This window comes from Pseudomonas sp. SMN5 (assembly GCF_052041925.1).
Lineage (GTDB): Bacteria > Pseudomonadota > Gammaproteobacteria > Pseudomonadales > Pseudomonadaceae > Aquipseudomonas.
Genome location: NZ_JBKGGX010000012.1, coordinates 151,019 through 162,410 on the forward strand (window position 1 = coordinate 151,019; position 11,392 = coordinate 162,410).

Annotated in this window: 10 protein-coding genes; 3 read left to right on the forward strand and 7 right to left on the reverse strand. The window is 62.8% G+C overall.

Annotated features, from left to right (window positions below; all coding sequences use genetic code 11):
* Positions 1 to 4 precede the first annotated feature (4 nt).
* From ACLEJR_RS14470 to ACLEJR_RS14480, 3 genes are read left to right on the forward strand one after another with little or no spacing between them, the layout of a single operon-like run.
* The gene (locus ACLEJR_RS14470; protein ID WP_440814727.1) at positions 5 to 2,176 is read left to right on the forward strand and encodes an FUSC family protein; all 2,172 of its coding nucleotides are present in this window, start codon (positions 5 to 7) and stop codon (positions 2,174 to 2,176) included.
* Positions 2,166 to 2,366 carry a DUF1656 domain-containing protein gene (locus tag ACLEJR_RS14475; RefSeq protein ID WP_440814730.1) on the forward strand — a complete coding sequence of 67 codons (201 nt, stop codon included), beginning with the start codon at positions 2,166 to 2,168 and terminating at the stop codon, positions 2,364 to 2,366. Before ACLEJR_RS14470 ends, ACLEJR_RS14475 begins: the two co-directional genes overlap by 11 nt.
* A 10-nt stretch (positions 2,367 to 2,376) precedes the next feature.
* Positions 2,377 to 3,240, forward strand: coding sequence for an efflux RND transporter periplasmic adaptor subunit (locus ACLEJR_RS14480; RefSeq protein ID WP_440798786.1), 864 nt, complete (start codon positions 2,377 to 2,379; stop codon positions 3,238 to 3,240).
* Positions 3,241 to 3,456: 216 nt separating this feature from the next.
* Here ACLEJR_RS14480 and ACLEJR_RS14485 read toward each other — a convergent pair whose 3' ends face one another.
* The 7 genes from ACLEJR_RS14485 to ACLEJR_RS14515 form a co-directional block, all read right to left on the reverse strand.
* Positions 3,457 to 4,281 carry an SDR family oxidoreductase gene (locus ACLEJR_RS14485; protein WP_440814731.1) on the reverse strand — a complete coding sequence of 275 codons (825 nt, stop codon included), beginning with the start codon at positions 4,279 to 4,281 and terminating at the stop codon, positions 3,457 to 3,459.
* Between the two features lie 36 nt (positions 4,282 to 4,317).
* Complete coding sequence (locus tag ACLEJR_RS14490) at positions 4,318 to 4,782, reverse strand: multidrug transporter (RefSeq protein ID WP_440814733.1); 465 nt, start codon at positions 4,780 to 4,782, stop codon at positions 4,318 to 4,320.
* Between the two features lie 160 nt (positions 4,783 to 4,942).
* Positions 4,943 to 6,394, reverse strand: coding sequence for a mannose-1-phosphate guanylyltransferase/mannose-6-phosphate isomerase (locus tag ACLEJR_RS14495; RefSeq protein WP_440798780.1), 1,452 nt, complete (start codon positions 6,392 to 6,394; stop codon positions 4,943 to 4,945).
* A 215-nt stretch (positions 6,395 to 6,609) separates the two neighbouring features.
* Entirely contained in the window at positions 6,610 to 7,275 is a 666-nt protein-coding gene (locus ACLEJR_RS14500; protein WP_440798778.1) for an alginate O-acetyltransferase AlgF, read from the reverse strand.
* Positions 7,276 to 7,289: 14 nt separating this feature from the next.
* Positions 7,290 to 8,465, reverse strand: a complete 1,176-nt coding sequence (locus ACLEJR_RS14505) for an alginate O-acetyltransferase (protein WP_440798776.1) — start codon at positions 8,463 to 8,465, stop codon at positions 7,290 to 7,292.
* Positions 8,466 to 8,476: 11 nt separating this feature from the next.
* A complete protein-coding gene (locus ACLEJR_RS14510; protein ID WP_440814736.1) occupies positions 8,477 to 10,042 on the reverse strand; it encodes an MBOAT family O-acyltransferase in 1,566 nt (521 codons plus the stop codon).
* Between the two features lie 208 nt (positions 10,043 to 10,250).
* Positions 10,251 to 11,384 (reverse strand): mannuronate-specific alginate lyase, encoded by a 1,134-nt coding sequence (locus tag ACLEJR_RS14515; RefSeq protein ID WP_440814737.1) that lies wholly within the window; start codon positions 11,382 to 11,384, stop codon positions 10,251 to 10,253.
* Positions 11,385 to 11,392 lie beyond the last annotated feature (8 nt).

Consider the following 11,392-nt stretch of genomic DNA (forward strand, 5'->3'; position numbering starts at 1 on the left):
TCTCATGCGCTGGCTGTACCGCCTCGAATGGCGCCGTGGCTTTTACGATTGGGCCCGCAGCGACGGGGTGACCTGGGTGTACATCTTCAAGGTCCTGTTCGCCGCGTTCCTGACGTTGTGGCTGGCGATGCGCCTGGAGCTGCCGCAACCGCGCACCGCCATGATCACCGTGTTCATCGTGATGCAGCCCCAGAGCGGCCAGGTGTTCGCCAAGAGTTTCTATCGCTTTCTCGGCACCCTGGCCGGCTCGGCGGTGATGGTGGCGTTGATTGCGCTGTTTGCCCAGAACACCGAGCTGTTCCTCGGTTGCCTGACGATCTGGGTCGGCATCTGTACGGCGGGGGCGGCGCGTTATCGCAACTTCCGGGCCTACGGTTTCGTGCTGGCCGGCTACACCGCGGCGATGATCGGCCTGCCGGCCCTGGCGCATCCGGAAGGGGCGTTCATGGCGGCGGTCTGGCGAGTACTGGAAATCTCCCTGGGGATCGTCTGTTCGACCCTGGTCAGTGCCGCGATCCTGCCGCAGACCGCCAGCGCCGCGATGCGCAACGCCTTGTACCAGCGCTTCGGGGTGTTTGCCCTGTTCGTCACCGACGGGCTGCGCGGACGTAGCCGGCGCGAGGCGTTCGAGGCCGGCAACGTACGCTTCATTGCCGAGGCTGTCGGGCTGGAAAGCCTGCGCAGCGTGACCGTGTTCGAGGACCCGCACATGCGTCGGCGCAACGGTCGGCTCAGTCGCTTGAACAGCGAGTTCATGGGCGTCACCACGCGCTTTAACGCCTTGCACCAGTTGCTTGAGCGTCTGCGCAGCAGCGCGGCGGATCATGTCGTTGATGCCATCAAACCCGGTTTGTATACGCTGGCCGAATTGCTCGACGGCTTCAGCGGCCGGGCCCTGACCGATGCCGATGCGGCACGCCTGGCGTCGGCGCTGGCGCAGTACAAAGCCGAGCTGCCGGCCCAGGTGCGGCGGCTGCGGGTGTCGTTCCAGGAAACGCAGCCCAGCGACGCGCAACAGCTGGATTTCCACACCGCCTATGAGCTGCTTTATCGCTTTGTCGACGACCTGCACGGCTACGCGCTGACCCACGCTTCCCTGGCCGAGCACCACCACGAACGGGAGCGCTGGGACGAGCCGTTCGTGCCGCAGACCAATTGGCTGGCGGCGGCTGCTTCAGGCTTTCGTGCGGCGTTCATTCTTTTGGTATTGGGCAGCTATTGGGTCGCCACCGCTTGGCCGAGCGGCGCGACCATGACCATGATCGCCGCCGCCACGGTAGGCCTGTCAGCCGCCACGCCGAACCCCAAGCGCATGGCGTTCCAGATGGCGTGCGGCACCTTGTTCGGCGCGCTGGTCGGTTTCGTCGAGATGTTTTTCATCTTCCCGCTGATCGACGGCTTCCCCTTGCTCTGCGTGATGCTGGCGCCGGTGATCATGTTCGGCTCGTTCCTCAGTTCGCGACCGCAGTACGCCGGGGTCGGGCTGGGGTTGCTGATTTTTTTCTGCACCGGCTCGGTGCCGGACAACCTGACGGTCTACAACCCCTACGCCTTCATCAACGATTACCTCGCGATGATCCTCGGGATGTTGGTCTGCGCCGCCGCCGGGGCAATCATCCTGCCGCCCAACAGTCGCTGGTTGTGGCGCCGGCTCGAGCAGGACCTGCGCGAACAGGTGGTGTTTGCCATCAGCGGCAAGCTCAAGGGCCTGGCGTCGGGGTTCGAAAGTCGTACCCGGGACCTGCTGCATCAGGCCTATGGGCTGGCGGCGGGGCAGCCCCAGGTGCAGCGAGATCTGCTGCGCTGGATGTTCGTGGTGTTGGAGGTCGGTCACGCGATCATCGAGTTGCGCAAAGAACAGGCCATCCTGCCCGTGCATCCGGCGTATGCCGAAAGCCAGCCGTGGCGCCAGGCGATCCGCGTGATGGGACGCTCGCTGGTGCGCCTGTTCCGCCAGCCAGGCCCGAGCAATCTGCAGCGCGCCCTGGTGGCGGTGGACCATGCCATCAGCCGGGTGCAGGCCACAGACGAACCCTTCGCACCGCACTTCGACACCTCGGCCCTGCGTCGGGTGAAAAGCTACCTGCACTTTATCCGCACCTCGTTGCTCGACCCGCAATCACCGTTGGCGATCTACGCCACACCGCTGCGCCAGGAACCTGAACATGCCCCGTGAGATCGCCTTCCATGGCGTGTACATGCCGACCATGACCCTGATGTTTTTTATCGCCGCGGGCCTCGCCTGGGCGTTGGATCGCTTTTTGTCGGGACTGGACCTGTACCGCTATTTCTGGCACCCGGCGCTGCTGCGCCTGAGTCTGTTTACCTGCCTGTTCGGCGCGCTGGCGCTGACGGTCTACCGTTGAGATCGATGCGATGAAAAAGTTTTTCAGCCTGCTTGCGACGCTGCTGGTGCTGGCCCTGGCGCTGTGGATTGGCCGCGCGCTGTGGGAACACTACATGAACACCCCATGGACCCGCGATGGCCGGGTGCGCGCCGACATCATCAATGTCGCGGCGGATGTCAGCGGTGAGGTAGTGGACGTGCCGGTGCGCGACAACCAGTTGGTGAAAAAGGGCGACCTGCTGATGCGCATCGACCCCGAGCATTACCGCATCGCGGTGCAACAGGCTCGCTCACTGGTGGCGTCGCGCAAGGCCACCTGGGAAATGCGCAAGGTCAATGCCCATCGCCGCGCCGACCTGGACAGCCTGGTGATCTCCCGGGAAAGTCGCGACGACGCCAGCAATATCGCCGACTCGGCTCTGGCCGACTATCAGCACGCCCAGGCGCAGCTGGAGGCGGCCGAGCTGAACCTGTCGCGCACCGAAGTCCGCGCGGCAGTCGATGGTTATGTCACCAACCTCAATGTGCATCGCGGCGACTATGCGCGCATCGGCGAGGCGAAGATGGCCGTGGTGGATATGAATTCGTTCTGGGTCTACGGCTTCTTCGAAGAAACCAAGCTACCCAAGGTGCGCGTCGGCGATTCGGCGCAGTTGCAGCTGATGAGCGGCGAAGTGCTCAAGGGCCATGTGGAAAGCATCTCCCGCGGCATCTACGACCGCGACAACCCGCAGAGCCGTGAGTTGATCGCCGACGTTAACCCGACCTTCAACTGGGTCCGCCTGGCCCAGCGCGTGCCGGTGCGTATCCATCTGGATGAAGTGCCGCAGGGTGTGCTGCTGGCGGCGGGGATGACGTGTACGGTGGTGGTGGAAAACCAGGCTGGGCGCTGACTTTGGGATAACCATACGCTTCACCGCCAATCCCCTGTGGGAGCGAGCTTGCTCGCGATAGCGGTGGGGCAGTTGGCATTGATGTTGAAGGTGCCGCCGTCATCGCGAGCAGGCTCGCTCCCACAGGGATCTGCGGTGGGCTTGGAGTCACCGATCGTCTGTGGCGAGGGAGCTTGCTCCCGCTGGGTGGCGGAGCCGCCCCAACAGTGCCCGGGGTTAAAGCGAGCCCCCCAGGCCAAACCGTTTCATCAGTCCCTTCTCCAGCAACCCTTTGGGCAGCCAGCCTGCCATCAGCGGCAGCGACCGGCTGCCGTTGCCCAGGCGCAGCAAGCGCGGGGGCTTGGGTTGTCGGACGGCCTTGAGCAGCCCGGCGGCGAATTCGCTGGCCGGGGTGGGGTTGTCCTGGGACGCCTTGGCCCGGGCACGGATGCCGTCGCGCAACGGCCACCAGGGCGACTGCTCGCTGATCAACTGTTCGGCTTCATGACCGGCGTTCTTGGCAAAGCTGGAGGCAATGGCGCCGGGCTGGACCTCCATCACCCGGATCCTGAACGGCGCCAGCTCCATGCGCAGCGCATCGCTCAAGGCGTGCACCGCCGCTTTCGAGGCGCAATACGCTCCGGCAAACGGCGTGACCAGCACCCCGGACACGCTGCCGATATTCACCACCAGGCCCTTGGCCCGACGCAGCACCGGGAACAGCGCCCGAGTCACCCCGACGATGGCGAACACGTTGGTTTCGAACTGACGCTGCATGGCCGGCACGCCACCGTCCAGCAGCGGGCCCATGGCGCCGTAGCCAGCATTATTGATCAGCACGTCCAGGCCGCCGTGCTGCCGGTTGATCCGCTCGCTCAACTGCTCCAGCGCCGCACCATCATTCACGTCCAACTGAACGGCGGTAAACCCGGCAGCGTCCAGCGCCGCCACATCCTCAGCTTTACGCGCACTGGCCCAGACCTGGTACCCGGCGGCCTTGAAGGCGTCGGCCAGGGCGCGGCCGATGCCGCTGGAACATCCGGTGATCAACGCGACAGGCATGGTGCATTCCTTGTGCAAGAGAGTAGAGAAGTGGAGTCAGTTGGAGAAACTACCGTGCAATCGCTCGGCGCGAAACTCCAGGCTCTGCGCACGATAGCCCGGACGCAGTGGCGGCAAGGGCAGGCAGTCCTGCCAGTTGGCGCCCGGTTGCAGTTCGCCGGGACCACGGTAGCGCGGTGCATCGTAAGGGTTGTCAGCCAGATTGATGGTGTCCCCCGGGGCGTAGGCCGCGATCCGCCAGCGTAACTCAGTCAGCGGCACGTCGTTGCCGTTGTTCAGGGTCAACGACAGGGGACGGTCGGCGGGGCAGTGTTGGGGAGCGTAGGTCACCCGCAGTTCCAGGCGATCGAGCTGCCGGTTCTCGCGGTTTTCCTGCCAGAGCACCCAGCCGGCCACCAGGCCCAGCCCGACGAATGCCGCCAGGGACACTGGCAACGCCTTGGCCGGGTAGCGCAACAAGAGGATGAGCCAGGTGATGACCAGCAAGACGCCGATAAGCATGGTAGAAGCCTCCAGGACCGAAGGCACATCCTACCGAAGGAGGCGGGCAGTGTTGAAGCACTGATGTTCGCTGGCGCAAGTCGTAAAAAAAGCCCCCACCCAACCCGCTGCGGATAGGGGGCGCAGTGGGCTGGATGGGGGCTTCTTGTCCTGCTGATCGTTACTGCGCGATGGTTTTCACCGACACGCCGCGTTCGATCGGGGTGGAGCGACCGTAGATGTCTTCGAAGCGCTCGATGTCGTCTTCGCCCAGGTAGCTGCCGGACTGCACTTCGATGATTTCCAGCGGGATCTTGCCCGGGTTGCGCAGGCGGTGGACCGACGCGATCGGGATGTAGGTCGACTGGTTCTCGGTGAGCAGGAACACGTTTTCGTCGCAGGTCACCTCGGCGGTGCCGCTGACCACGATCCAGTGCTCGGCGCGGTGGTGGTGCATCTGCAGCGACAGGCACGCGCCCGGCTTGACCGAGATGTGCTTGACCTGGAAGCGCCCGCCCATGTCCACCGAGTCATAGGAGCCCCATGGACGGTAGACCTCGCAGTGGTTCTGGGTCTCGTTGCGACCTTGGGCATTGAGCGTATTGACCATCTGCTTCACGCCTTGGACCTTGTCCTTGTGAGCGATCATCATCGCGTCCTTGGTCTCGACCACGACGATGTTTTCCAGGCCGATCACCGACACCAGCTTGCCGTTGCCGTGGATCATGCAGTTGCGGCTGTCCTGGACCACGACGTCGCCCTTGGTGACGTTGCCATTGGTGTCTTTCTCATTGACTTCCCATAGCGATGCCCAGCAACCGACATCGCTCCAGCCGGCCGCCAGTGGGACCACGCAGGCGCGCTGGGTCTTTTCCATCACGGCGTAGTCGATGGAGTTGTCCGGGCAGCAGGCGAAGGTCGCTTCGTCGAGGGTTACGGTGTCGGCGGTCTGCTCGCTGCGCTCTAGCGTCAGCAGGCAGGTGTCGTAGATGTCCGGATCGTGCTTTTTCAGCTCTTCGAGGAAACGGCTGGCGCGGAACAGGAACATGCCGCTGTTCCAGAAGTAACCGCCGGCTTCGAGGAACTCGGTGGCGCGCTTGGCATCGGGTTTTTCGACGAAGTGCGAAACCCGGCTCACGCCCTCTGGCAGCAGCGCATCGTTGGTCGACTTGATGTAGCCATAACCGGTTTCCGGCTTGGTGGGCGGAACGCCGAACAGCACCATCTCGCCACGCTCGGCAGCCACAGTGGCCAGGGCCAATGCGCGTTGCAGGGCTTTCTGGTCTTCGATCACGTGGTCGGCCGGCAGCACCAGCATCAGCTCGTCGCGACCTTCGTTGACCAGCATCATCGCGGTCAGGGCCACGGCCGGCGCAGTGTTACGCCCGAACGGTTCCATCAGGATGCGCTGGGCTTCCAGGTTACGGTTGCTCAGTTGCTCGTTGACGATGAACCGGTGGTCTTTGTTGCAGACCACGATCGGCGTATCCATGCCTTCGAACACCAGGCGTTCGAGGGTCTGCTGGAACAGGGTGTGTTCGCCGGTCAGGGCCAGGAACTGTTTAGGGAATTGCTTGCGCGAAAGCGGCCAAAGACGTGAGCCACTACCACCTGACAAGATCACCGGAATCATGTTTGTTACTCCTTTGAAGCGAAATGGTTGTTAGAGCTACTGCGTTCTGTCGTTTCACTCTCTTGTTTTTGTTCCGTACCCGATTGACATCCCAATTCAGGGTGGGAGCGGGCTTGCTCGCGAAAGTGGTGTTTCAGCCAACATCAATGTTGAATGTGAGACCGTATTCGCGAGCAAGCCCGCTCCCACAGGACAGCGTCAATCAGGTGAATTGATCAGCGGGTCGACACGGGGCGTTTCACCCACACTGGCGACAGGCTGCTGCCTGAACCGGTGACGTACAGCACGGCCGCTTCACCGCGCTCCAGGGCCACGGGCTTGAGGTCGCCGACTTTCTTGTCGCCTTCGAACAGCGCCAGGCTGACTTTCACCGGGTTGATCTCACGCTCGCCACGGCCCTTGGCCGCGACGTTCGGCACCACTTCGGTCTTGCCGTCGGCGGTCTTGAGAGTCAGGGCCTTATCGGTGAGGTTCTGCACGCGGACCAGGGACTTCTGCTTGTTCTTGAACGGCGGCTCTTCGATCAGCTGCGGCTGGCCGGTGGCGTTGTTGACCAGGGTGTAGTAGTGATCGGGGGCCAGTTTGACCGGAACGGTCTGGCTGCCGACCTTGGCGCTGTAGTCACCGCCAGGCATGAAGCTGAAATCGCTGCTGGCCAGGGGGGCAACATCGTTGAGGCTGGTGCTGCCGACGGTGGCGCTGACTTCGGCGTTGCTGGCGTTGTAGATACGCACGAAGCTCGAACCTTTTGGCGCGACCGGACCGTACAGGGCCGAATCACCGGCAAAGGCGGACAGGGAAAGGGCGCTCATGCTGGCGACGAGGGCAACGGCCTTGAAGGAGCGAGCAGCGAGACGACGAGGAGTAGTGTTGAAAGTCATGGTGGACCTCTCTTTCAGTTTTGCGCCCGGTCGGGCGTCTCGGATTGAGTGTTGGCGGCAACGTTCTGTTGGCGCGCACCGGCTTGTTTGAGTTCTGCGACCCACTGCGGGTCGGCGTCGCCGATTTCGTTGTTCACGGGCAGATAGCGTTCAGGGAACTCCCAGATCAGCACCTGGGGCGGGCTGTTCTTGAAGGCGTCGCTCTTGAGGTAGCTGAGCATTGGCAGAATCGGGCCATGGCCGTCTTCGGCGTAGTTCACGACGTCGCTGTGCAGGGCTTGCTTGAGCGCGCCGACGAAGTTCCAGTTGGGATTGGCGCTGTAGCTGGTGCCGATCAGGGCCACGGGCACCTGGGCATCGGCGAACAGCGCATCGCCTTCGGCCGGCTGGTCGTCGGCTTCACGGGTGTTGCGCTTGACCAGCGGCTCCTGGGCCGGCATCAGGTTTTCGAACAGCGGGTCCAGCGGCAGGAACTGGCGCAGGTCGCCCTTGTGGGTGATTTTTTCCCCGGGCTCGGTGACGAAGCGTTGTGGTTCGCCTTCCAGCGGGGTGCGTTCGGCGATCGCCTTGGCAATGTTGTCTGCCGCGACCTGGGCGCCTTCCGGCGTCCAGTGTGTGTCGGTGCGCAGGAACACTTGCTGGCCGCTTTGCTTGGCCTGTTGCAGCGGGCCCAGCAGGTCCGGGGCGAGGATCTTGTCAGCCGCTACACGAGTGTGGAAGTCCTGGTACAGGTTGGTGTGAATGCTCGATGGCTTCACTTCATCCAGGTGCTCCGGGTACAGCCGCGCCTTGGCCGGCACGATGGCCATGACCAGGGTGATGCCTTGTTCCTTGAGTTTCTGGCGCACGCCTTCGATCAGCGCGTAGTTGTCCTGCAGGTTCACCTCTTCATTGACGATCGGATTGAACTCTTCGTCGCTGAACAGCCACTGGTCGCGTCCCAGGACCACGCCTTTGCGGCCTTCGTTGAACAGCTTGTAGTCCAGCGCGGCCCAGATGTTGGTGCCCAGGCGCTTGATCGGGAACTGGTCGTCGTAGTGGGTTTCCACGGCCTTGGCCCAGCGACCGTTGAGCACGGTCGCGTCGGGGTTGGTACTGAAGCCGAAGAAACTGCGCATCGACCACAGGCCCAGTGCTGTCAGGATCAGCAGGAACAGTGCGATGTAAAAGATGCGTAATGAGCGGGTCATGTTCAGATCCCTCAGAACTGGAAGTAAAGGAACGGCGAGAAGCTTTGCGCCGAGAGTTTGAGAATCGAGGCGATGAACAGCAGCAACACCAGGGCACGCATCACGTAGCGCGACCAGTCCACGGTCCAGTAGGCCGGTTGCACTTGGGCTTCGACGCCAACGGTGTAGCCAGGTTCATGGATCGTCGACGGGTTGTCGCCCGGCACGGCCTTGATCATTCCCGGTTGGGCGGTCGCCGGGCCGTCGGCCTTGGTGCTCACTTCTGGCTTGGTCTTGACCGGTGGACGGTTGGTGTAGAAGTCCCGCAGGCCGAAGAAGGCGAGGGTGACGTAGGCCACCACCAGCGTGGCGATCTGCAGGCCGGTGAGGTTGGCGCGGGTCAGTTCCGACAGCGACCAGTCATCGAAGCTGAACATGGCGCCGTACATGCGACCGGCCACGTGCAGGTTTTCGGCCCGGAAGATCACCCAGCCCATCACCACCAGCAGGAAGGTCAGCGCCCAGCGGATCGGGTTGATGGTGCGTGGCGTGGTGTTGATACCGACGGCTTTTTCGATGGCCAGCCAGATCCCGTGCCACGCACCCCAGATCACGTAGGTGATGTTCGCGCCGTGCCACAGACCACCGAGCAGCATGGTCAGGAACAGGTTGCGGTAGGTCATCAACGTGCCTTTGCGGTTCCCGCCCAGGGTGATGTAGAGGTAGTCACGCAGCCAGGTGGACAGGCTGATGTGCCAGCGGCGCCAGAACTCGGTGATCGACTGGCTGATGTACGGCTGCTTGAAGTTCTCCATGAAGCGGAAACCCATCATCAGACCCAGGCCGATGGCCATGTCGCTGTAGCCGGAGAAGTCGAAGTACAGCTGCGCGGTGTAGGCCAGGGCGCCGAGCCAGGCATCGCCGGTGGTCGGGTTCTGCAAGGCGAAGCAATGGTCGGCCACCACCGCCAGGGTGTCGGCAATGAACACCTTCTTGATGAAGCCCTGCATGAAGCGCGTGCAGCCTTCGGAGAACTTGTCCAGGGTGTGGGTGCGGTTGTTGAACTGGTCGGCCAGGTCACGGAAACGCAGCACGGGACCGGCGATCAGGTGCGGGAAAATCGCCACGAATGCCGCGAAGTCGATAAGGTTGCGGGTGGCCGGGGTGTCGCCGCGATAGACGTCGATGATGTAGCTGATGGACTCGAAGATGTAGAACGAGATCCCGATCGGCAACAGCACATGGGTCAGGATGAACGGGTTGAGACCGAAGCTGGTGATGATGGCGTTGAGGCTGTCCACGCCGAAGTTGGCGTACTTGAAATAGCCCAGGATGGCCAAGTCCACGCCCACGCCGAGCAGCAGCCAGCGCTGGGCCGGCTTGGTACGCACGCCGGCGGCACCGACTTTCAGGCCGATCCAGTAGTTCCACAGGGTCACGCCGGCGAACAGCGCCAGGAAGTCCACCCGCCACCAGGCATAGAACACATAGCTGGCGACCAGCAACAGCAGGTTGCGATAGCGTTGCCCGCTCAGGTAGTACAAGCCGAGAAAGATCGGCAGGAACAGGAACAGGAACACGTTGGATGAAAATACCATCCCGATCTCTCCATGTTGAATCAACAGTCAAGGGCCAGAGCCCCCCCAAACCCCCCCATGAAAACCGGGAGGTTTCATCACTTCAAAACACACCACATTCCCTGTGGGAGCGGGCTTGCTCGCGAAAGCGGTAGATCAGTCGACATCACTGTTGAATGTCAGACCGCATTCGCGAGCAAGCCCGCTCCCACAAGGGGATCGTGTTGGCCTACGAGCCTTTGCCTTTTTCGTTGGCCGGGTCATACACCTTGGTCAAATCCCCGCCCAAACGGAACGTCTTGAACGGCTGCATCTCATGCTTGCGCTCGAGGACATCCTCGGGGCAGGTGTAGAGGCTGCAGAACGGTTCGAGCCAGGCAAACTTGGAGTCGACCTTGAGGTCCTTCATGTCCTGTTCCTCGCCGTTCTTCTCTTCGAAGATGTCCGGATCTTTCACCCCGGCCAGGACGCGTTCACCCAACCGCTTGAGGGCGCCGTTGTTTTCCTGGCGCAGGTCCACACCGTTGACCTGGGCGAAACTGGCGATCATCGCCAGCGGCGGCAGGGCGTAGTTGTGGTAGGACAGCGCGCGTTGCTTGCGCTTGAGTTCGTTGGGCAGGAAGCCGTCGGCATCGACCTGGTTGACGCCGACCTTGTATTCCTTGACGGCCCAATCGAACAGGTCACGCCGGTTGGTTGCCACGGAGGTGGCCATGACCGACCAGGCGGCCCAGTAGGAGTGGTTGTTGGTCTTGTCCAGCGGCAGGTTGTCCCAGTCGCTGACCACCTGGTCGGCCATGCGGCTGAACCAGTTTTCGATCAGTTGTGCCTGCTCCTGATGGTTCGCCAACGGGCGGGACTCGGAGAACTTCAGGCGCACATAGGCCGAAGCCATGCTGCCCAGGGCCCATTTGCGCATCGACTTGCCGGTGTGGTTGAAGTCCTTGGACATCAGCGCATCGGCCTGGGCCCAGGTGGTCAGCCAGTTCAGGGTGCATTCCAGTTGTTCAGGGCGACCGTCACGCATGAATTGCATCACTTGCTTGCTGACGCCACGCTCGATCCGGGTGATGTCGGCGGTGCTGTCGCGAAAGGCTTTCTCCGACTGCACGTTCAGGGTCGCCCGGGCCTTGTCGGAGCCCTCGTATTTGCTGCGAAACTGCAGCGAGCCGGTATAGGGCGTCGGTACGGCGTCGCAGCCCTCGCCGCGCTCGCCGGCCTTGACCTTCTCGATCGGTGCAAAGTAGCCCTGTGGCGGGCGCAGCGGAGCGGCGGCCTGGGTGGCCCCGGCGAACATCGCCAGGGTCAGCAGGGACGGCGCCAGCAGCTGTTTCAACGTTCGGGTGTGCGTGGTTCTGGTCATGAGACGAG

What these genes read in the sequence shown, in the direction of transcription:
- ACLEJR_RS14470 (WP_440814727.1), top strand. Translation starts at nt 5, where the DNA reads ATGCGCTGGCTGTACCGCCTCGAATGGCGCCGTGGCTTTTACGATTGG.
- ACLEJR_RS14475 (WP_440814730.1), top strand. Translation starts at nt 2,166, where the DNA reads ATGCCCCGTGAGATCGCCTTCCATGGCGTGTACATGCCGACCATGACC.
- ACLEJR_RS14480 (WP_440798786.1), top strand. Translation starts at nt 2,377, where the DNA reads ATGAAAAAGTTTTTCAGCCTGCTTGCGACGCTGCTGGTGCTGGCCCTG.
- ACLEJR_RS14485 (WP_440814731.1), bottom strand. Translation starts at nt 4,281, where the DNA reads ATGCCTGTCGCGTTGATCACCGGATGTTCCAGCGGCATCGGCCGCGCC.
- ACLEJR_RS14490 (WP_440814733.1), bottom strand. Translation starts at nt 4,782, where the DNA reads ATGCTTATCGGCGTCTTGCTGGTCATCACCTGGCTCATCCTCTTGTTG.
- ACLEJR_RS14495 (WP_440798780.1), bottom strand. Translation starts at nt 6,394, where the DNA reads ATGATTCCGGTGATCTTGTCAGGTGGTAGTGGCTCACGTCTTTGGCCG.
- ACLEJR_RS14500 (WP_440798778.1), bottom strand. Translation starts at nt 7,275, where the DNA reads ATGACTTTCAACACTACTCCTCGTCGTCTCGCTGCTCGCTCCTTCAAG.
- ACLEJR_RS14505 (WP_440798776.1), bottom strand. Translation starts at nt 8,465, where the DNA reads ATGACCCGCTCATTACGCATCTTTTACATCGCACTGTTCCTGCTGATC.
- ACLEJR_RS14510 (WP_440814736.1), bottom strand. Translation starts at nt 10,042, where the DNA reads ATGGTATTTTCATCCAACGTGTTCCTGTTCCTGTTCCTGCCGATCTTT.
- ACLEJR_RS14515 (WP_440814737.1), bottom strand. Translation starts at nt 11,384, where the DNA reads ATGACCAGAACCACGCACACCCGAACGTTGAAACAGCTGCTGGCGCCG.